General features: G+C 58.8%; 21 protein-coding genes. 5 read left to right on the top strand and 16 right to left on the bottom strand.

Annotated elements, in window-relative coordinates:
• Window position 1: 1 nt before the first annotated feature.
• Together ACR0LH_RS10865 and trhO are read right to left on the bottom strand one after the other, a co-directional pair.
• Window positions 2-505 carry a potassium channel family protein gene (locus tag ACR0LH_RS10865; RefSeq protein ID WP_170777355.1) on the bottom strand — a complete coding sequence of 168 codons (504 nt, stop codon included), beginning with the start codon at window positions 503-505 and terminating at the stop codon, window positions 2-4.
• A gap of 75 nt (window positions 506-580) precedes the next feature.
• On the bottom strand, window positions 581-1,486 hold the full coding sequence (gene trhO / locus ACR0LH_RS10860; protein WP_480720959.1) for an oxygen-dependent tRNA uridine(34) hydroxylase TrhO: 906 nt from the start codon (window positions 1,484-1,486) through the stop codon (window positions 581-583).
• Between the two features lie 96 nt (window positions 1,487-1,582).
• On the opposite strand from trhO, the gene pncA reads away from it, so the two are divergent.
• Window positions 1,583-2,176 carry a bifunctional nicotinamidase/pyrazinamidase gene (gene pncA / locus ACR0LH_RS10855; RefSeq protein ID WP_480720958.1) on the top strand — a complete coding sequence of 198 codons (594 nt, stop codon included), beginning with the start codon at window positions 1,583-1,585 and terminating at the stop codon, window positions 2,174-2,176.
• Here pncA and ACR0LH_RS10850 read toward each other — a convergent pair.
• Entirely contained in the window at window positions 2,173-2,706 is a 534-nt protein-coding gene (locus tag ACR0LH_RS10850) for a hypothetical protein (RefSeq protein WP_480720957.1), read from the bottom strand. The two genes, pncA and ACR0LH_RS10850, sit on opposite strands and share 4 nt — an antisense overlap.
• 163 nt (window positions 2,707-2,869) lie before the next feature.
• Here ACR0LH_RS10850 and pncB point away from each other — a divergent pair, with 163 nt between their 5' ends.
• Window positions 2,870-4,162 carry a nicotinate phosphoribosyltransferase gene (gene pncB / locus ACR0LH_RS10845; RefSeq protein ID WP_170387799.1) on the top strand — a complete coding sequence of 431 codons (1,293 nt, stop codon included), beginning with the start codon at window positions 2,870-2,872 and terminating at the stop codon, window positions 4,160-4,162.
• A 3-nt stretch (window positions 4,163-4,165) separates the two neighbouring features.
• Here the strand turns inward: pncB and ACR0LH_RS10840 are convergent, their stop codons facing one another.
• The 6 genes from ACR0LH_RS10840 to ACR0LH_RS10815 are packed head-to-tail and all read right to left on the bottom strand — an operon-like array spanning window position 4,166 to window position 11,663.
• Window positions 4,166-5,617 (bottom strand): aldehyde dehydrogenase family protein, encoded by a 1,452-nt coding sequence (locus ACR0LH_RS10840; protein WP_480720955.1) that lies wholly within the window; start codon window positions 5,615-5,617, stop codon window positions 4,166-4,168.
• 33 nt (window positions 5,618-5,650) lie between these two features.
• A complete protein-coding gene (locus ACR0LH_RS10835) occupies window positions 5,651-7,249 on the bottom strand; it encodes an ABC transporter ATP-binding protein (protein WP_480720953.1) in 1,599 nt (532 codons plus the stop codon).
• A complete protein-coding gene (locus tag ACR0LH_RS10830) occupies window positions 7,246-8,061 on the bottom strand; it encodes an ABC transporter permease (protein ID WP_480720951.1) in 816 nt (271 codons plus the stop codon). The genes ACR0LH_RS10835 and ACR0LH_RS10830 overlap by 4 nt, the downstream gene beginning before the upstream one ends.
• Window positions 8,058-9,005, bottom strand: coding sequence for an ABC transporter permease (locus tag ACR0LH_RS10825; RefSeq protein WP_480720950.1), 948 nt, complete (start codon window positions 9,003-9,005; stop codon window positions 8,058-8,060). The genes ACR0LH_RS10830 and ACR0LH_RS10825 overlap by 4 nt, the downstream gene beginning before the upstream one ends.
• A gap of 40 nt (window positions 9,006-9,045) precedes the next feature.
• Entirely contained in the window at window positions 9,046-10,116 is a 1,071-nt protein-coding gene (locus ACR0LH_RS10820) for a ligand-gated ion channel (protein WP_480720948.1), read from the bottom strand.
• Window positions 10,117-10,175: 59 nt separating this feature from the next.
• Window positions 10,176-11,663, bottom strand: a complete 1,488-nt coding sequence (locus tag ACR0LH_RS10815; RefSeq protein ID WP_480720946.1) for an ABC transporter substrate-binding protein — start codon at window positions 11,661-11,663, stop codon at window positions 10,176-10,178.
• Window positions 11,664-11,834: 171 nt separating this feature from the next.
• On the opposite strand from ACR0LH_RS10815, the gene panB reads away from it, so the two are divergent.
• From panB to glpK, 3 genes are read left to right on the top strand one after another with little or no spacing between them, the layout of a single operon-like run.
• The gene (panB, locus tag ACR0LH_RS10810; protein WP_480720945.1) at window positions 11,835-12,674 is read left to right on the top strand and encodes a 3-methyl-2-oxobutanoate hydroxymethyltransferase; all 840 of its coding nucleotides are present in this window, start codon (window positions 11,835-11,837) and stop codon (window positions 12,672-12,674) included.
• Entirely contained in the window at window positions 12,671-13,546 is an 876-nt protein-coding gene (gene panC / locus ACR0LH_RS10805) for a pantoate--beta-alanine ligase (RefSeq protein WP_480720943.1), read from the top strand. The genes panB and panC overlap by 4 nt, the downstream gene beginning before the upstream one ends.
• A 33-nt stretch (window positions 13,547-13,579) precedes the next feature.
• The gene (glpK, locus tag ACR0LH_RS10800; protein WP_480720942.1) at window positions 13,580-15,058 is read left to right on the top strand and encodes a glycerol kinase GlpK; all 1,479 of its coding nucleotides are present in this window, start codon (window positions 13,580-13,582) and stop codon (window positions 15,056-15,058) included.
• A 13-nt stretch (window positions 15,059-15,071) separates the two neighbouring features.
• On the opposite strand, the gene smpB is transcribed toward glpK, so the two are convergent.
• From smpB to ACR0LH_RS10765, 7 genes are all read right to left on the bottom strand, one after another.
• Window positions 15,072-15,548: an SsrA-binding protein SmpB gene (gene smpB, locus ACR0LH_RS10795; protein WP_480720940.1), complete on the bottom strand. Its 477-nt coding sequence runs from the start codon at window positions 15,546-15,548 to the stop codon at window positions 15,072-15,074.
• Window positions 15,549-15,686: 138 nt separating this feature from the next.
• Window positions 15,687-16,229, bottom strand: a complete 543-nt coding sequence (gene idi / locus ACR0LH_RS10790; RefSeq protein ID WP_170387821.1) for an isopentenyl-diphosphate Delta-isomerase — start codon at window positions 16,227-16,229, stop codon at window positions 15,687-15,689.
• A gap of 208 nt (window positions 16,230-16,437) precedes the next feature.
• The gene (locus ACR0LH_RS10785; RefSeq protein WP_170483496.1) at window positions 16,438-16,851 is read right to left on the bottom strand and encodes a cytochrome c family protein; all 414 of its coding nucleotides are present in this window, start codon (window positions 16,849-16,851) and stop codon (window positions 16,438-16,440) included.
• A gap of 99 nt (window positions 16,852-16,950) precedes the next feature.
• The gene (locus ACR0LH_RS10780) at window positions 16,951-17,982 is read right to left on the bottom strand and encodes a P1 family peptidase (protein ID WP_480720939.1); all 1,032 of its coding nucleotides are present in this window, start codon (window positions 17,980-17,982) and stop codon (window positions 16,951-16,953) included.
• A gap of 81 nt (window positions 17,983-18,063) precedes the next feature.
• Window positions 18,064-18,810, bottom strand: a complete 747-nt coding sequence (locus ACR0LH_RS10775; RefSeq protein WP_480720938.1) for an SDR family oxidoreductase — start codon at window positions 18,808-18,810, stop codon at window positions 18,064-18,066.
• Between the two features lie 60 nt (window positions 18,811-18,870).
• On the bottom strand, window positions 18,871-19,290 hold the full coding sequence (gene arfB / locus ACR0LH_RS10770) for an alternative ribosome rescue aminoacyl-tRNA hydrolase ArfB (RefSeq protein WP_480720936.1): 420 nt from the start codon (window positions 19,288-19,290) through the stop codon (window positions 18,871-18,873).
• 261 nt (window positions 19,291-19,551) lie between these two features.
• On the bottom strand, window positions 19,552-20,196 hold the full coding sequence (locus ACR0LH_RS10765; RefSeq protein WP_170564134.1) for a queuosine precursor transporter: 645 nt from the start codon (window positions 20,194-20,196) through the stop codon (window positions 19,552-19,554).
• Window position 20,197 lies beyond the last annotated feature (1 nt).

Below are 20,197 nucleotides of genomic sequence, written 5' to 3'. Positions count from 1 at the left end.
ATCAGTTGTCGCTGTGTGAACGGGCGTAAATCCCAACCGCTGCGGCCACAAACAGGCCCAACAGGATATAGCCGGTGATAGCCTCGGCCACGGCCAAACCGCGACACATTCCGGCAGGGTGCAAATCCCCGAACCCAACCGTCGTGAAGGTCACATAGGAGAAATACAAAACGTCAGTTGGGCCGCGCGCGCCTACGACGCACAGGTCGTAATAGCCGAACGATCCATAGACAGCCGCGAAAAGAAAGGGGACGACTTGAATAAAGGAGATCCCCATCAACAGCAGTTGCCGACGGGGTGATTTGACCTGAGTCATGTAGTACCAGGTCTGCGACACAAGCCAGATCGTCAGCAGCACGGTAGTAGCTGTGCCGATCTTGTCGCCTGCCGTGGTCTCGCTCAGCCGCGACAGCCCGTACCACGCGATGAAACTGGCGACCACCAATCCCAAGGCGGCGACCAAGGTTGATTTCCACTCTTCCAGAGTAGTCGGGTCGCGGTGCATGAAACCTCCGTCAATATGTGACACGGTCAATCATCGGGTCAGACGCGCATACCCGCAACCTGAAAAATCAGAGGTTTAGGTCGTACCCAGATGCTCGTGCCCGCGTTGACGCGCCAGACCGATCTGTTTCTGCCGCTCGCGAAAGCGCATCTTGTCAGCCTCGGACGTTTCATTGATGCACCGGTGGCAGGACACGCCATGCTCGTATTCCGGGCGCTTCATATCTTCGGGCAGGATGGGACGTCGGCAACCGTGACACAGATTATGTGGCCCCTCGACCAGCCCGTGTCCGACGGACACGCGGTTGTCGAACACGAAACACTCGCCTTGCCACGTGCTGTCTTCAGCGGGCATTTCCTCAAGATAACGCAGAATACCACCTTTCAGGTGATAGACATCCTCAACCCCCTGCCCCAGCAGGAAGTTGGTCGATTTCTCGCAGCGGATGCCGCCGGTGCAGAACATAGCGACGCGCTTGTTGTGGAAGCGGTCCTTGTTTTCCTCCCACCATGCCGGGAATTCGCGGAAACTGGCGGTTTCAGGGTCTATTGCGCCTTCAAACGTACCAATCGCAACCTCGTAATCGTTGCGCGTGTCGATCACCACCACATCGTCCGAGCGGATCAGGTCATTCCAATCCTCAGGCTCGACATAGTTGCCAACGCGGGCGCGCGGATCGACATCCGGCTGGCCCATGGTCACGATCTCTTTCTTCAGGCGCACCTTCATCTTGCCAAAGGGCGGATGATCGGCGGTGGCCTCTTTCCACTCAAGATCCGCGCATCCCGGCAACGCCTTGATATGCGCCAGCACCGCGTCGATTCCGGCGCGGGGGCCAGCGATGGTGCCATTGATCCCCTCTCGCGCCAGCAGCAGAGTGCCTTTGACAGCTTGCGCGCGGCAAAGCTCGAGCAATGGCTCGCGCAGGGCAGCGTGATCCGGGAATCGGGTGAAGTGATAGAGGGCAGCGATGGTATACATGCGCGCGGTCTAAACCTGCATTCAAAGAGTCGCAAGGGACCGGATTGACGCCCCCCTACTTGCCGCCTACCGATAGGACAACGCAAGGAGGCCGCAATGACCCACGCCCTGATCGTAATCGACGTCCAGAACGACTTTTGCCCCGGCGGTGCGCTGGCCGTGCCCGGCGGAGATCAGATCATCGCCCCCATCAACGCGATGATGGGTGATTTCGACGCGGTGATCCTGACACAGGACTGGCATCCGGCGGGACATTCGTCTTTTGCCAGCTCTCATACGGGTAAAAACCCCTTTGACGTGACCGAGATGACCTATGGCCCACAAGTGTTGTGGCCAGATCACTGCGTTCAAGGCACCGAAGGCGCCGCGTTTCATCCCGATCTACGCACCGATGGCGACTTGATCATCCGCAAGGGGTTTCGCAGCGCGATCGACAGCTACTCGGCCTTTTTCGAGAATGACCAGACCACACCAACGGGTCTTGACGGCTATCTGAATTCACGAGGGTTCACGAAACTGACGATGGTTGGATTGGCCACGGATTTCTGCGTCCATTTCTCGGCGGTCGACGCGGCTCGGCTTGGATATGACGTGCAAGTGCGCATGGACGCGTGCCGGGCGATTGATCTTGATGGATCACTGGGTGCAGCCGAAACCGCGATGCGCGACGCAGGCGTTACACTGATCTAGGGCGCTGACCCCGATTCAGCCAGGTACTTGAGGATTACGAAGATAACCACTGCCAACCCCAGCGCCAGCCCGATCCGGGCCGGAACCGTGCGACGTTCGGGCTTTTCCATAGAGCCACTGCGCGGCTTGGGCGTCCAGTCCGCGACTTGCCGACGCTGACCATTGCGCGGCCGCGCTGCTTTGACATCCTTTAGAAACTGCTTGAAATCGAACTCACCACAATATTCGCCTTTCACTCCCATCTCTCGGACATTGGCGAACAGGGCACGCAGAATTCTTTCGCGTTCGGCTTCGTCGCGAGGGCGATACAAACCGCTGGACAACTCGCTTCCGGTTGCGTCTAGGCCAAAGCCTGCATCCTGAAATATCTTGCGAATTTTAGGAGAGGTGGCGCGCAATGCATCAGCCGTTTTCACGTTGCGAAACATCGCACGCAAAACCGGTTTTTTCACAAAACCGTCACGGCCGGATTCTGCCCCCCCATCCCCCGGGTCGACTACAACGATGTCAAAATCGTACTCGAGAACCATTCACTATTTAAACCTCGTCTTCCCTTCCCACTTCTCACTAACAAGCGAAAAGATTTCACAATATGCTCGCTTTGTGACCTGACATTGTCATTGTCCCCAAACCAGCGACTCTTGCCATTCAACGCACCGATTGATCTAACAACGGAAATCGCAGGAGTTCCCCATGGTCGATATTGCGGCGCGCGTGTACAATCATAAATGGCAGATTGACCCGATTGTCCGGTCTTTAATCGACACAGATTTCTACAAACTGCTGATGTGCCAGTCAGTGTTTCGAAATAAGCCCCAAACGGATGTGGTGTTTTCGCTGATCAACCGGTCGAATCACATCCCCCTCGCCCAGCTTATCGACGAAGGCGAACTGCGGGAACAGTTGGATCACATCCGTTCGCTGAGCCTCAGCCGAGGCGAAAGCACATGGCTGCGCGGCAATATGTTCTACGGCAAACGGCAAATGTTCCGCTCGGATTTCATGGAGTGGTTCGAGAACCTGCGCCTGCCGCCCTACCATCTGGAACGCAAGGGTGACCAATACGAGCTGACCTTTGAAGGGAAGTGGCACGAGGTCATGCTGTGGGAAATCCCCGCATTGGCCGTTCTGATGGAGCTGCGGTCGCGCGCCGTGCTGAACGACATGCGCCGGTTCGAGCTTCAGGTGCTCTATGCCCGTGCGATGACCCGCGTTTGGGAGAAAATCGAACAACTTCGCGGGATTGAAGGATTAGGCATCGCCGATTTCGGAACGCGTCGCAGGCATTCCTTTCTGTGGCAGGACTGGTGCGTCCAGGCCATGATCGAAGGGCTGGGGCCTGCGTTCAGCGGCACGTCGAACTGCCTGATTGCCATGCGGCGCGAGGTTGAAGCCATCGGCACCAACGCGCACGAGCTGCCGATGGTTTACTCGGCGCTGGCTGATACCGATGAGGCACTGGCGCAGGCGCCGTATGATGTCCTCAGCGACTGGCATGACGAACATGACGGTAATCTTCGCATCATCCTGCCTGACACTTATGGCACACAGGGTTTTCTGGATCGCGCCCCTGATTGGCTGGCCGGTTGGACAGGTATCCGCGTGGACAGTGGCGATCCGGCCACCGGCGCGGAAACTGCAATCCAATGGTGGAAATCACGCGGCGAGGATCCAATGGAAAAGCGGGTGATCTTTTCTGACGGGCTGGACGTAGACAAGATCCGCGAGCTGCACGGCCAGTTTGCAGGACGCACCAAGGTGTCGTTTGGTTGGGGCACGCTCTTGACCAATGATTTCCGCGGACTGGTGCCCGATGACGCGCTGGCCCCGTTTTCACTGGTGTGTAAAGCTGTTTCAGCCAATGGCCGCCCAACGGTCAAACTGTCGGACAACCCGGAAAAAGCCATGGGTCCGGCTGAGGAAATCGACCGCTACAAACGCGTGTTCGGAGTGGGCGCGCAAGAGTCGATCGAGGTGATCGTTTAAGCTCTAACCATGGTAACTTGCCACTGTTTTGAGTTGTGAGAACCCAAACAGCGCCTCAAATCCCTTTTCGCGGCCATGCCCGGATTTTCCCACCCCGCCAAAGGGCAGTTCCACGCCACCACCGGCCCCATAATTGTTGACGAAAACCTGACCCGAGCGCAGACGTTTCGCCAATCGCATCTGGCGTGCACCGTCGCGGGTCCAGATGCTGGCCACTAGGCCATAGTCGGTTCCGTTGGCAATCCGCACGGCGTCTTCCTCGGACTCAAAGGGGATCAAGACCTGCACGGGGCCGAATATCTCGTCCCGGGCCAACGCATGATCAGGCGGAACGTCAGCAAACAGAGTAGGGCAGACATAAGCTCCATCAATCGGTGCGTGTTCAACAATGCGACCCTGCGCGGAGATTTTCAGGTCCGCGCCCTTGGCCAGAAACCCTTCGACGATGTCCTTTTGACGGGCTGAAATCAGGGGGCCGACGCGCAAATCCTCATTCGCTGGCCCAACGGTCAGATCGGCATAGGCGTCGGCCATGCGGGATTTGACCTGCTCATACACCCCACGCTGCACCAGAATCCGGGACGAGGCCGAACATGTTTGACCCGCGTTCTGAATTCCTGCGTTCACCAGAAACGGCAGGGCGGCGTCCAGATCAGCATCGTCAAACACCAGTTGCGGGGACTTCCCGCCCAGTTCCAGCGTCACTGGCACCACATTGCGGCCTGCCGCCTGTTGCACCAACGCACCTGTGGCGACCGACCCGGTAAACGAGATATGATGCACGCCCGGATGACCGGACAATGCAGCGCCAGCCTCGGCACCCAATCCGGGCACCACGTTCAACGCACCTGCTGGCAACCCGGCCTCTTGCGCCAGATGTGCGAAGGCAAGCGCGGTCAGACAGGCTTCTTCGGCAGGTTTCAGAACACACGCATTGCCCATCGCCAGCGCCGCCCCGACCGAGCGGCCAATGATCTGCATGGGGTAATTCCACGGCACGATGTGACCCGTCACCCCATGCGGCTCGCGCAAAGTATAGACGGTATAGCCTTCCAGATAAGGGATCGTCTCGCCCATGACCTTGTCGGCGGCACCGCCGTAAAACTCGCAATACCGCGCCAGCGCCACGGCATCGGCGCGGGCCTGTGTCAGCGGCTTGCCAACATCCATCGCCTCCAAAGCTGCCAAATCTTCGACTCGTTCCAGAACCAACTGACCCAGACGCGTCAGGATGCGGCCCCGCTCCAGCGCTGTTTTACGGCCCCAGTCGCCGTCCAGGGCCGAGTGCGCAGCCTGAACCGCCGCGTCGATATCTGCGGCCTCACCGCAAGCGATGCGGCAAATCTCAGTCCCGTCGGAAGGGTTGACCAAAGGCAGCGTGGACCCCGAGGCAGGATCGACCCATGCGCCACCGATCAGGCAATGGGTTGGGTTGAACCAGAGAGGATTGGGCATTTCGATCTCCTATTGCGGCTCTAACATGGGGGATTAAGCCACCTGGCTGCCAATATCTGGCAGGATGGGCGCGGCGTTGATCAGGGTTCGGGTATAGGGATGCTGCGGATCGGAAAAGACCTGCTCGGTCTCACCCTGCTCAACAATTTTACCGGCCTGCATCACCATAACGCGGTCGGTTATCGTTCTGACAACGCTAAGATCGTGGCTGATGAACAAATAGGTCAGGTCATACGCCGCGCAGAGCTCGACCAGAAGGTCGAGGATTTGCGCGCGTACGGACACGTCGAGCGCCGAAACCGCCTCGTCAAACAGGATCAACTCGGGCCGGATGATCAAGGCGCGGGCAATGGCAATGCGCTGCCGCTGACCGCCGGAAAATTCGTGGATGTACTTATCGGCATCTTTGGGGCTGAGGCCCACGGCACTTAGCATTTCGGCGATCAAGTCCTGACGCTCGGTCCCTTTGGGGGGAGTGTCCAATACGTGAAACGGCTCTGTGATCAACCGCGCGACCCGGTGACCGGGGTTGAAACTGCCGTAAGGGTCCTGGAACACCACCTGCATCTTTCGCCGAACGGCTGGGTTGGGCTTGTGGCCCGCAAAAACAGGTTCCCCGTCCAGTCGGATTTCCCCGGCCTGAACCTCCTCTAACCCCAAAATCGCCCGTGTTAGGGTCGATTTTCCGCAACCAGACTCGCCGACCAACCCCAAACGCTCGCCACTATTGAGGGTGAAACTGACCTGATCGACGGCGCGGTGATGACCGGGTGCATCGAACAAGCCTTTCCGGGGAAGGCGGTAGTCGCGGACGACCTGCGTAACCTCCAGCAACGGGCGCGGGCTTATCGTGTCGGGCAAGGAAACCTTGTGGCCAGACGCCTCGAACAGCATGCGCGTGTAAGGGTGCTGCATGTTGCGCAACAGGTTTTCCGTGGCCCCTTCTTCAACAACTTCGCCGTGACGCATAACGACGATCTTGTCGGCCAGATCCGCCACAACCGCCAGATCATGAGTGATCATCAGCAGACCCATGCCATACTCGCTGACCAACCCCCTGAGCAGATCGAGGATTTGCGCCTGCGTGGTGACATCCAACGCTGTCGTGGGCTCATCCGCGATCAGCAGCGTTGGGCGCAGTGCAATGGCCATGGCGATCACGACACGCTGGCGCTGTCCGCCCGACAACTCGTGCGGATAGCGGATCAGGGGGAACCGATCAGGCGGCAGGCCCACACGGGTCAGAACCTCCTCGGCGCGTTCGCGGGCTTGCGGGCGGGGCATCGCCTTGTGAATCAGGATTGTCTCCATCACCTGATCCCCGATGGTCTTGACCGGGTTCAACGCGGTCATCGGCTCTTGAAACACCATTCCGATTGAGGCACCGCGCAGGGCGCACATTTCCACCTCGGGGCGGGTCAGCAGGTCAAGAGCGTCCAGCCGGATCGCGCCCTGCGTTTGCGCCCCGTTTGGCAGCAGGTTCATGACGGACAGGGCCGTCATGGACTTGCCCGAGCCGCTTTCACCCGTGACGGCCACGATCTGACCCGGGTCGACGGACAGACTGACCTGTTTCAGGATTTCAACCCCGTGGATCGACAGGGACAGGTTCTTGATGTCCAGCAAGCTCATGCGCGCGCCACCCTTATCCGGGGATCCAGCCAATCACGCAGGCCATCCCCCAACAGGTTCAGGCCCAGCACGGTGACGATAATCGCAAACCCCGGAATCAGAGCCAAATGCGGGGCAAAACTGACCATTGTCTGTGCGTCGGCCAGCATCCGACCCCAACTGGGCGTTGGCGGTTGCGCCCCCAGACCGACATAAGACAGGCCCGCCTCGGCCAGAATCCCAAGCGAGAACTGAATGGTTCCCTGCACGATCAGCAAATTGGCGACATTGGGCAGGATGTGTTCGGCTGATATCCGGGCAGCGCCCTTGCCCGACACGCGCGCGGCGAGGATGAATTCGCGCTCCCACAGGGACAGCGCCGCGCCGCGAGTGATGCGGGCGAAGACGGGGATGTTGAAAATGCCAATCGCTATGATCGCGTTGACCGCTCCGGCTCCGAACACGGCGGTGATCAGGATCGCGATGACCAATGAGGGAAACGCAAATACCAAATCGTTGCCGCGCATGATTAGCTCATCCAGCCACGATCCTTTGCGCGCTGCTGCCGCCAGTCCCAGCGGCACACCTAGTGCCATGCCGATACCCACCGCGACCAAGGCCACTGCAATGGACGTTCGGGCTCCGACCATGATCATGGAAAACATGTCACGGCCAAAATGATCCGTTCCGAACCAGTGCTGCGCATTTGGCGGTTGCAGCTTGTCTGGGATGCTCAGCGCCGCATAGTCGTAAGGTGTCCAGATAAACGAGACCAACGCCGCCAGAACAACCAGCGACGACAAAGCCGCGCCAAGGATCAGGTTGCGGCTCATGTCCGGCTCCTCAGGCGGGGATCGACGGCGGCATAGGCCAGATCGACCAGAAAATTCACGGTGATGACTGCAAACACCAGCAGCATGACCACCGATTCCACCACGATCAGGTCCCGGGCAGAGATCGCCTGAAACACCAGCCGCCCGAGGCCCGGAAGGTAAAACACCTGTTCGATAATGATCGAACCGGCCAGAAGGAAAGAAAATTGCAGCCCGATTATCGTCAGCACCGGAATCAGCGCGTTGCGCACGCCATGCCTCCACAAGGCTTGCCTGCGCGATAACCCCTTGGCGCGCGCCGTCCGCATGAAATCCTCGCCCAGAATATCCAGCAGCGATGACCGCATCACCCGCGCCAGAATCGCCGCTTGCGGTAGGGCCAGCGCGATGGCGGGCAGGGTCAGGGAATGCAGGCCAATCCAGAACCCGGTGTCCCACCCTGCGAACCCTCCGGCGTTAAACCAGCGCAGGTTGATGGCGAAGATCAGCACCAGCATCATCGCGAACCAGAAATTGGGGACCGCGATGCCCAGTTGCGTCGCGCCCATCACGGTCAAATCCCCTGGCTTGCCCCGGCGCTCGGCGGCATAGATACCAGCGGGAAAGGCGATCAGGGTCGAAAGGGTCAGCGCGTATAACGCCAAGGGCAGCGACACCCACAACCGATCTGCGATCATCTGTGAAACCGGTGTGCGATATGTGTAGGAGGTTCCGAAATCCCCCACCAGCATCCCGCTAACCCAGCTAAAGTAACGCTGAAGCTTCGAGCCATCCAACCCGAGTTCTACACGCAGCGCGGCCAGCGTGTCCTCTTGCGCGTTGACGCCCAGCATAAAGGACGCGGGATCGCCGGGGGCAACCTCGATCACCGCAAAAATGACCACCGAGGCCACAGCCAGGCTGATCATCAGGGACATCAGACGTTTCAAAGCATAACGGAGCATTGAAGCCACGTTAGGGTCACATATGGCGCGGGTCCAGCACCTAAGGTATCAGAAGATAGGCAAAAACCGCGTAACCGACGATGGCCGCATAGCCCAGCGGGTAAATCCACTTGATCGCATAATTGTCCAGTTTGCGCGCACCGTTTTCCCGACCTGATACTTTCAGCTTTCGCAGAGCCACGTTGAACACGATCAAAGCCCCGGTCATCAGGAACATGCACTGCAGAACGAAATCCAGAAAAGTCAGGTATCCCAGCTTGGGCAGATCGGCCGAGATTGCCCAGTTAAAGGCCACAAACACCAAAAGGTTGCCTCCGGCGATTTCGATCCGCCTGCGGTATTCGTCCAGAAAGAACAGCGCCCAGCCGACCGTGATCAGCACCAGCATCGGCAGGAAAACACGGATCACATAATAGGTCAGGTGACGGTTGCCTTCAAAAACCAGCGCAATTTGATCACTTTCATGCCCTGACAGTCCCGGAACCGTCGATACTTCGACACGAGCATTTCCAAGAACCCACTCTTCCTCGCCCAGCATGTCGCCCAGGCCCGAGTGGTCCTCAAGTGGATAGTAGGACACGTAGTCCGAGGGAAAGATCGAGACGACTTCAAAGAAGAAATCCTGCGTGTCGAACGGGTATTTGCGAAAATCGAAATGCGGAGCCTGCAACGTCAGATTGGACTTCTCGACATAGACCACCCGACCGTCATACCGCAGCGAGGCGGCGGACTCGTGTATCCACTTGTTGGATTGCTGGTTGTGAATGACAAAGGCGGGCAGCACGGCCCCGATATTTGCCGCATGGTCGGCAAGGGCAGGTGGACTAAAAACCCTGATATCACGACCCAATGCCTGTTGATCAAAGGCCAGTGCGGGGTCGGTCCATTCCACCCGCAACACAACAACCGCACCGTAATTCTCGGCCTTCTGATCGACGCTGGTGATCTGGTCGATCCAGATGCCGATGCCAACCTGCAGAGGGTTTTCCGGCGTGCCCGCCAGCGCATCCAATCGCCCCCCAAGCGCGTTTTGCGCCTGAACCTGACCGACAGACGAAATGGTCAGAAACGCGGTCGCGACAAATAAGCAGAATATGCGAAATACCGTCATAGCAAGGCTTTTTCGGCAATTGCAGTTTACCGGGGCCGCCTATTGCGGCCCCGAAGCGATTACTCGGACCAACTGATCGCGGTCAGGTCAATGGCGGCCGTTGGCGCGTTTTCCCACAGACCCTGAACCCCGGCTTTGGCGACGCCGAGTTTGGCAAGCTGGAAAAGGTATCCGTTGACATAGTCATTTGAGATCAGGCGCTGAGCTTCACCCAACAGCTTTTTACGCGCATCCGGATCAGTGGTGCCGTTCAGAGTCTCCATCAATGTCTGGAAATCGACGCTGTCATACTGGAAATAGTAGTCAGGCCGCGCGTAGATACCGATGTCCATCGGCTCGGTATGGCTGACAATCGTCAGGCCAAAATCCTTACCCTTGAACACGGATTCCAGCCATTGCGCCCATTCCACGTTGATGATTTCCGCCTGTATTCCAACTTCGGCCAGTTGTGCGGCGATGATCTCTCCGCCACGGCGCGCGTAGGAAGGGGGCGGCAGGTGCAAAGTGGTTTCAAACCCGTCTGCATACCCAGCCTCAGCCAACAACTGTGCCGCCATCTTCGGGTCGTATGCCGAGTTGCCCGTCAGATCGACATAGGCCGGGTTGTGCGGAGCAAAATGAGTTCCAATCGGCGTTCCGTAGCCAAACATGGCTCCGTCGATAATGGCCTGCCGGTCAATCGCATGAGCCATTGCCTGCCGCACCAAAATGTCATCGAAGGGTGGCTGCTTGTTGTTGGTCGAAAGGATGGTCTCGCCTTCGGTTGATCCAACGAGCACCTGAAACCGCGGATCAGCCTCGAACTGAGGCAGATTTTCAGGCGCGGGGAAGTTGTCAAACACATCCACATCTTCAGCCATCATCGCAGCAAAGGCGGCGGTGGGGTCCGAAATGAATTTGAATGTGGCAGTCTCAAGCGCTGGTTGTTCGCCCCAATAATCCGGGTTGCGGTTCAGCGTGATGCTGTCGCCCTGAACCCATTCGCCAAAGGTAAATGCGCCAGTTCCGACAGGGTTGGTCTTGATATTATCGATACTCTCGGGGGCCACGATCACCGCGTCACCCCAAGCCAGATTGAACAGAAAGTTCCCGTTCGGAGCCGACAGCGTGACCTTAACGGTCAGGGGGTCCACGACCTCGACGCTTTCGATGCCGGCAAACAGGGCTTTTTGCGCGTTGGCGCTGTCTTCGGCGGTGGCGCGATCAAGGGTGAACTTGACGTCTTCGGCATCCATCGCCGTGCCATCATGGAACGTAACCCCGTCATGCAGCTTGAAGGTGTAAACCGTGCCGTCCTCAGAAATCTCCCAGCTTTCGGCCAGGCCGGGCACGACCGAGCCATCCCCCATGAACCGCGTCAGACCTTCAAATATATTCGTGTACACAACCGAATCGATAGCCTGCGCCGCGGCGCTGGTCGGGTCCAGATGCGGTGGTTCCAGTTGCATGGCGATGGTTATGTCGGACTTGGCCAAACCCTGCGTCGCGAACAGGCTGACGCCCACCGCTAGGGCCGAGGCGAAGGACCGAAACATCTGCTTTGTCATAGAAATAACTCCCCACTGAATATCTGCGGCCCCGTATTTTTCCGGGCCTTTCCAAGACCAATGTCACTTTAAACCTTAGGTCAATCAAGGGATTGTTGGCGCAACCGGGGTTTCTTAGCCCGTGTCCGATCTGCTATGCCGCGCTGCAACATGAATCCCGGAGGAGCGATCATGAGCGCCACCGCCCGCAAAAAGGCACCAAACGCAGAGGATATCCGCGCCCGAAAAGGGGGCGAACCTCTGGTCAGCCTGACCGCCTATACCACGCCGATGGCACGGCTGATGGATGACCATTGCGACTTTGTTCTGGTGGGCGACAGCGTCGGTATGGTGCTGCATGGTCTGGAATCGACCCTTGGGGTGACGATGGAGATGATGATCCTGCATGGTCAGGCCGTCTCGCGCGGTTTGAACAACGCGATGATGGTCATTGATATGCCGTTCGCCAGCTACGAGCATTCGCCAAACGAGGCTTTCCGCAACGCTGCCCGCCTGATGGCTGAAACGGGCGCAGGCGCGGTCAAGTTGGAAGGCGGCGTCGAGATGGCGGAAACCATCCGCTTTCTGGTCAAACGCGGCATCCCGGTGATGGCGCATATCGGCCTGACGCCGCAATCCATCAACACGCTGGGCGGCTACAAGGTGCAAGGCCGGGATGACCAGGCCGAAGCGGTGCTGGCCGATGCCCGCGCCGTTGCCGAAGCGGGCGCGTTTTCCGTTGTGCTTGAAAAAGTTCCACAACGGCTGGCCGACCGGATTACGGCTGAAATCGCAATCCCCACGATCGGCATCGGTGCCTCTGCCGGGTGCGACGGTCAGATTCTGGTGGTGGATGACATGGTCGGCTTTTTCACCGCCTTCAAACCAAAATTCGTCAAACGCTATGCCGAGCTTGGCCCGTTGGCGGAATCGGCCATCGCTGAATACGCCGCCGACGTCCGTGCGCGGGCTTTTCCGGCCGAAGAACACGTGTTCTCAGATCAGGCTCCGGCCAAAGGACAAACTAAATGACTGCCCCAATACTGCGCCGCCTGACGGATCTGCGCGCGTTGACAACTCAATGGCACAATGATGGTGAAACGATCGGCGTCGTACCCACGATGGGCGCGCTGCATCAGGGGCATCTGTCGCTGGTCGCGGCGGCCAAAGCGGGCTCGGACCGGGTGATCGTGACAATTTTCGTGAACCCCAAACAATTCAACAACCCCGAGGATCTGGCCAAGTATCCGCGCACCGAAAACGAGGACGCGCAGAAACTTGTCCCTTACGGCGTCGACGCGATCTACGTGCCCGAGCCCGAGGAAATCTATCCGCAGGGATTCGCCACCACCGTTTCCGTCGCAGGCCTGACCAATGTGATGGAAGGCGAGTTCCGTCCCGGCCATTTCGATGGCGTGGCCACCGTGGTCGCCAAACTGTTTCTGCAAACGCAGGCGGATCGCGCGTATTTCGGGGAAAAAGACTATCAACAACTGATGGTCGTGCGCCGCATGGCACGTGATCTGGACATTCCGGTCGACGTGATCGGCTGCCCCACGGTTCGCGAGCCCTCGGGGCTGGCGATGTCGTCGCGCAATCTGCGTCTATCGCCGCAAGGGTTGGACATTGCCGCCAACAAACACCGGATCATGCGCGCGCTTGCTAAGGAATTGGCCGATGGTGCGCAATTTGACACTTTGGGCGCTCGGGCCGAAACCGAACTGCTGGCCGCCGGGTTTACGCAGGTCGAATATATTCAGCTACGCTGCGCCGATACGCTTGAGCCGCTGACCCATGCATCACGCCCGGCGCGCCTGTTTGCAGCAGCCTGGGCGGACGGTGTTCGGTTGATCGACAATATTCCTGTCCGATCGCTCTGGTACGTTCGTAACCGTTTGCGCTAAAGTCCCGCAAAACGAAACGGGAGGGACGCAGGCGTGACCTTTATTCTTGCCATTGATCAGGGCACTACATCATCGCGGGCCATTTTGTTCGACGCGGATATGCAACGCGTGGACACCGCTCAGCATGAGTTCACGCAGCATTTTCCGCAGGAAGGTTGGGTCGAGCATGACCCCGAGGAGATCTGGGACAGCGTTCTTCGGGTCTGCCGCGAAGTGATGGACAGTGCCGGTGTGACGCCGGATCAGATCGCAGGTATCGGGATCACCAATCAGCGCGAAACCACCGTCGTCTGGGACCGTGCCACGGGCAAGCCGATCCACAATGCCATCGTCTGGCAGGACCGCCGCACCGCCGAGATTTGCGCCCGTTACAAACAAGCTGGATGCGAAGACGATATCACCGTCCAGACCGGTCTGCTGCTGGACCCGTATTTCTCGGGAACCAAGGTCAAATGGTTGCTGGATACCGTGCCGGGTGCGCGGGACAAGGCCGAAGCAGGAGAGCTGATGTTCGGCACCATCGACTGTTTCCTGATCTGGCGCCTGACCGAAGGCCGCAGCCATGCCACCGACGCCACCAACGCCGCCCGAACCCTGCTGTTTGACATACACAGGGGCGAATGGAGCGCCGAGATTTGTGATCTGCTGGATGTTCCGATGAATATGCTGCCCGAGGTGCACGACTGCGCCTCGGACTTTGGAACAACAACCCTGTTGGGCGGCGAGATTCCCATTCTGGGCGTTGCAGGTGATCAGCAGGCCGCGACGATCGGGCAGGCGTGTTTCAAACCGGGCATGATGAAATCCACCTATGGCACCGGGTGCTTTGCGCTTTTGAACACCGGGTCACAGCCGGTGGAATCCAAGAACCGCTTGCTGACAACCATCGCGTACCAGTTGAACGGTCAACGTACCTACGCTCTGGAAGGGTCAATCTTTGTTGCTGGTGCCGCCGTGCAGTGGCTGCGCGACGCGTTGCAGATCATCGAGTCTGCGGCCGAAAGCGGTGAGCTTGCGCTGCAGGCGGACCCAAACCAGAACGTCGTGCTGGTGCCTGCGTTCACGGGGCTGGGTGCACCCTACTGGAAACCGGATTGCCGGGGGGCTGTTTTTGGTCTGACGCGCAACTCTGGTCGCGCCGAGTTTGCACGCGCCACACTTGAAAGCATCGCCTACCAAACGCGCGACCTATGGCACGCCATGCAAGGGGATTGGGGCCAAGACACCAAAGTCACACTGCGCGTAGACGGCGGGGCCAGCGCATCGGACTGGGCCATGCAGGGTCTGGCTGACTATCTTGGCGCAGCAGTCGACCGCCCTGTCATGCAGGAAACGACAGCGCTGGGCGCTGCGTGGCTGGCCGGAATGCGTGCGGGTATTTACCCAAAACAGCATGAATTCTCGGAAACTTGGGAGCTAGACCGCAGATTTGAACCCGAATTGTCCGAGGAAGAAAGGGATGCCGCTTACGTCCGCTGGCAGCGCGCAGTTTCCGCAGCAATGGCATTCTAAGGCAGCAGAAGGGTCAACTGTGATCCTTCAGCAGCCGCTGCTTTTGACGTGACCAGTCGCGCTTGGCCTGCGTTTCGCGCTTGTCGTGGGTCTTTTTGCCCTTGGCGATACCGATCTTAATTTTCGCGCGGCCCTTGTGATTGAAATACAGAACCAGAGGCACCAGCGTCATACCCTTGCGCTGGGTCGCGTTCCACAGGTTCGACAGCTCTTTGCGCGACACCAACAGCTTGCGACGGCGGCGTTCCTCGTGCTTGAAGACCTTGGCCTGCTCGTAAGGCGCGATGTAGCTGTTGATCAACCATAACTCTCCGTCGTCGACCGACGCGTAGCTTTCGGCGATGTTCGATCCGCCAACACGAAGCGATTTGACCTCGGACCCCTCCAGTACGATGCCGCACTCGATATCTTCCTCGATCGCGTAATCGAAGCGCGCACGCCGGTTTTCGGCGATCACTTTGTAATTCGGGTCTGTCTTCTGCTTGGCCATGACGCGTTGATTTAGGCGGCTTGGCCGGACCTTGCAAGCCCAGAGCGGCTTGTGATCGTTCTGGATAGTAAGACGTCGCCTCTGCCTATCGCCTTTTCCGAAAACTCGACCAAGACGAAACGCGAACCCAAAAAGCGCTCAGGACTTGGCCGAGATGATCAGATCGGGGCCAAATATGGTGTCAGCGTGGTTGTGAAGATATATCTTCAGCCACGGCGTGAACCGGGCCGGATGGCGCTGAACCTCTGCCAGAAGATCGTGATAGTCGATCCATCGCGTGTCCATCACTTCGTCTGGATTGGGCTCTACTTTCAACGGGCCGCGGACATGGGCCAGAAAAATATCGACCACCTCGTGTTCGATCATGTTGTTGCCGACATCCGCGTGATATTCCAGCCGGTGCCGGTACTCGGGGTATAGCCCGGTGATCCCCAGTTCTTCACGCAGACGACGAACAGCACATTCCGAGGGCGTCTCACCCCAGTCGGGATGGGTGCAACATGTGTTGGCCCAAAGGCCGGGTGTGTGGTACTTGCCCATCGCCCGACGCTGCAGCAGAATTTCTGTCCCTCGGACGACAAAGACAGATACCGCCTTGTGCCGCAGTCCTTTTTCATGCGCCTCGAGTTTGTCCACAGGGGTCAACTCGCCATCAACCCAGGCCGGGATCATGATTCCCATTTGGTGTCTCCTGCTGCCGATCCCTCTGAACGGCCGGGTTTCATATTCTGGCCGTGACCGGACCGACTTGGCTTTGCGGCTCCATGCGCGGGGCGCATGTTGAACCGCGCAAAACCAAGGTGGCGCTGATCCATCTGGTTATCAACCGCACGAAAGGCCGCAGGTGCTGCGGCCTTTTGGTTTCTTACAGGTTGCCCGGTTTCAGACGTTATTCACCCGAAACGCTGACGATATAGGCGTAAACGTCCTCGGCGCCCGACTTCAATCTGAACGTCATCTTGGACTTTGCAGACGTTTCATCCAAATAGGATTTCAGGAATGCCTTGGGGTCCTGCGCGTACTCGACAAAGGTCGTTTCGTCCCAGACCAGACCCTTTTCACCTGCGGCGACAAGGCTGTCACCGTATTTGAACCCGTCGACAGTGCCCGCTGTGCGGCCCGCGATACCATAAAGGTTCGGACCGGTTTTGCCGCCTTTGACAATCACTTCTCCTGCAGGGTCGGCGATCAGGTGGCATGACTTGCACTTGTTAAACGCCTTTTTGCCTGCTTCTGCGTCGCCTTCAGCATAAGCGGGGATGGCCAGCAGACCCATAATTGCGGTGGCGAGGATGCGATTCATTGCTTTGCTCCGATACAAATTGGCTGTTCCGAATGGAACCCTGCACAGGCACAGAGTCAACGCGCAGATTGCCGCGTACGAAGGTCGGATTCGCTTGCGTCACGAGGTGGAATCGTCCTGGCCATTGTGCTCGGACCAGCACGGCAAAAGGTCTCCTGGCGCGGGCGTCGCCAGATAGACGGCGCGGGCGATTGCGCGCGCCAGGCAGATCGAAGCTGCATGACCTATCATGCCCAACTCGGAAGGATCATGGCCAATCTCGCGCGATCCAGTACTAACCCCAAATACCAAGTCGCCGTCCCCTGGCGTATGCGCCGGAACGATGGCCCGTGAGATACCGTCATGCGCGGCTACGGCCATACGCTGACATTGCGTCTTGGACAGGGCGGCATCCGTCGCCACGATCGCAATCGTCGTGTTCGCGTCTTCTGGCGAGGCCGGATGCATAGCTTGCGCCTTGCGGCTGAGAACCGCCCGCCCCAACCCCGAGGAGCTGTCAGGGCCGCACCCGCCGAATTCATCCTCGATTTCAAAGGGGGCAGCCCAGAAATGCCGCTCGCCCGGAGTGGTGACACTGCCCAAGGGGTTCGCAGCGACCAAGGCACCCACGGTCACACCGCTGCCCAACACAAGCGAGGCTGATCCCAATCCACCTTTATGCATCGCTGCCAGCGCCCCGGTTCCTGCACCGACACTTCCCAGTTTGAACTGCTCTGCGGCGACTTGAAATGCGCGTTGTCCCAATCCTCGGTACGGATTTTCAGCCCATGTTTTTTCGCCGCCGTTCAGCAGGTCAAACAGGATTGCGCCGGGTACAATGGGGACCACCGCGCGACCCACCTGGAACCCGCGCCCTTGCGCGTGCAGCATGTCCGAAACGCCGGAACAAGCGTCCAGACCAAAGGCCGAGCCACCAGACAGAACAATCGCATCCACCCTGTCCACGGATTTGTCCGCAGCCAGCAGATCAGTCTCGCGCGTGCCCGGTGCGCCGCCCATGACATGAACTGACGCTGTAAACGGGGACTCGGCGGTTAAGACGGTCGCGCCGGATTTCAAGGTATGGTCCTGCGCGTTGCCGACCAAAAGGCCGGGGACATCGGTGATTAGGTTCTTTGGTCCAGGGGTCATGTGTTTCTTTGACGTTCAGGCCAGTAAGCGCGCAAGCGCGCTGCCTCCGGCGGGGATATTTTTAGCCAGATGAAGTGCGGATCAGATACAGCGGCCACCGTCGACTTCCAAAGCAGTACCGGTGATCATGCTGGCCTCGTCCGAGCACAGGAAACACGCTGCGTTTGCCATGTCTTCCGGTGTGGAAAACCGGCCCAGCGGTATCGTTGACAGAAACTTGGCGCGCATTTCGGGCGTGTCCTCGCCCATGAAGGATTTCAGCAGGGGCGTTTCCCCCGCGACGGGGCAGATCGCGTTGACACGCACGCCTGAGGGCGCAAGTTCCACAGCCATCGTTTTCGTTGCAGTGATCATCCAGCCCTTGGACGCATTATACCAGTTCAGGTTCGGGCGTGGTGATAATCCGGCGGTCGAGGCTACGTTCAATATGGCGCCTTGCTGTCGCGTCTTCATTTGCGGAACAAAGGCGCGAGCGGTCAGGTAGACTGACTTCATATTCACGCGGTAGACCCTGTCAAAGTCGTCCTCTGCCACGTCCTCGAGCGGGGTCGGCAGATGCGTAACGCCCGCATTGTTCACCAAGATGTCCAGATGCCCGAATGTATCTGCCACAGTGTCCGCCATTGCCTTAACGGACGCGCCATCAGACACATCGACCTGTTGCGCGCTGGCCTGCGCCCCGAGTGACGCAGCCATGTCATGGGCCGCTTCGCCGTTGATATCAGCCATCATCACGCGCGCGCCTTCGGACAGGAACTTTTGGACGATACCTGCCCCAAACCCCGAGGCACCACCGGTCACGATAGCGGTTTTTCCTTCTAGCCTCATAACCTTGCCTCCCAGTCGTCTTTACGCGCCAGAGTAGCAAGGCACCGCGAACTTTCCAGATTAATCTTCCGACACCCGACCCCGCAGCGCCTTAACGTCAGAGCGTGCCTTTTTCGCTGCCAGTCGCCGTTTCACCGAACCGTAAGTGGGTTTTGTCGCGATCCGCCGTTTCGGTTTCACAAGCGCGCGCGCGATCAGTTCTGCCAACCGAGCACGGGCAATCTCTCGATTGCGGGCCTGCGATCGAGTTTCCTCGCATTGGATGATGATTGCGCCATCCTTGGTCCACCGACGCCCGGCCAGCCGTTTCAGTCGGTTTTTGACTGGATCAGGCAAAGAGGGCGAGCGCGCCGCCTCGAACCGCAGTTCAACCGCAGTTGAAACCTTGTTCACGTTTTGCCCGCCGGGACCGGAGGAGCGGACAAAGCTCTCGGTCATTTCCCAGTCTTGCAGGACTATTTCGTCGGTAATACGCAACATGGGGCGGACCTTAACGGGCGGACACGAAAACAGAAAGGGCCGCCCCGATGGGACGGCCCTACGAAAGTTCAGGAGGTGGGTCGGTTAGATCAATCGACCAGCCGGAGCGAGCGCTCCGCCAAGGGCTGCCTTAACAGGCGATCCCCCCGGTTGTTCCGACACCTCTCTCCAATCTCTTTCTCGACACTGGATCACCTCCTTATCTATCTGTTGCGGTTGATAAGGATGGTGACACAAGATGCGCCATTCTCAAAGCACTTTTTACGCGGGCTGCGCGGACAACCGCGCAACGATCACTTTGAACGGGATCAGTGCGATCAGCGCCAGCGACAGTTTCACCAGCCAATCAGCAAAGGCCAGCGTGACCCACAGCGGCGCCATCGGCCCCGACAGCATGAAGGGCACCGGTTCCCACGCCCAGTTGATCGCGGCATCGGCATTTGCGCCGAAGACGGTGACCGAGGCTGAGAAGGCCAGGGTGAAGAAGATCGCTGTATCCAGCGCAGATCCGACCAACGTCGAGACCAGCGGTGCGCGCCACCAGCGGCCACCGCGCAGCGAATTGAACACGGTGACGTCGGTCAGCTGCGCGATCAGGAAGGCTGTGCCCGAGGCCACGGCGATGCGCAGCGGCACGGCGGCATAGGTGAAGCCGTCGCCTTGCAGCATGATCTGGCTGCCGATCAACGAACAGATGATGCCGGTGACAAACCCTGCGAATACGACCTTGCGGGCCGGACCCACGCCATAGACGCGGTTCATGATGTCAGTGACCAGAAAGGCCAGAGGATAGGTGAAAGCACCCCAGGTCAACAGACCGTCCAGGATGAGGAACTGGACCAGGATGTTCGAGGCCACAACAATGGTGGCCATGGCAAGAATGCCGGGTAGATAGCTGCGTTGCATT

The sequence above is a fragment of the Ruegeria sp. CL6 genome, assembly GCF_056536465.1.
Note: the sequence above shows the minus strand (reverse complement) of the source record. Positions and strands in the feature narration are given on the sequence as shown.